At 70.6% G+C, this 486-nt stretch carries 1 pseudogene; it reads left to right on the top strand.

Annotated elements, in window-relative coordinates:
* Positions 1 to 94 precede the first annotated feature (94 nt).
* Positions 95 to 486: pseudogene (locus EN852_RS35045) on the top strand (hypothetical protein); the annotation flags it as partial.

The following is a 486-nucleotide window of genomic DNA, read 5'->3' as shown; positions in this document are numbered from 1 at the left end:
CTGCCGCGGGGCAGGCATGGAGCCGGCCGAATCCGGGTGAACTTGATCTTGCGGCGCCGCGTAGCTAGCGTGCCGCGCACGAAAGGGGCAGCGCATGAGTTTTTGCCACACGGTTCGGGTGTCGATCACCATCCCGCTGCTTCTCGCGGCCGTGGCCTGCGTGCCGCAGAACAACGCGCCGAAGGCGGCCAGTGCCGCGGCGCCGGCGGCTTCGCCCGCGCCAGTCCAACAGTCGGCCGTACCCGCCGCGGCAGCGCCGATGCTTGCGGCGCCCTCGGCGGCCCCGGCCAAACCTGTGGCGCCACCCGCCGCGCCGCCAACCAAGATCGTTACCGACCTCACCACGCCGCGATCTGGTATCGGCACGGCCACATACAGATGCGGCAATGGCGGCACGGTCACCATCCAGAATCTGGGCAGCGCGCTACGCGTGGCGCGGGCGGACGGCACGACAGAGGAATTCGCCGCCTCGCCCGCCAATCAGAG

This window comes from Mesorhizobium sp. M2E.F.Ca.ET.209.01.1.1 (assembly GCF_004010375.2).
GTDB lineage: Bacteria > Pseudomonadota > Alphaproteobacteria > Rhizobiales > Rhizobiaceae > Mesorhizobium.
This window is presented reverse-complemented; position numbering and strand designations above follow the sequence as displayed.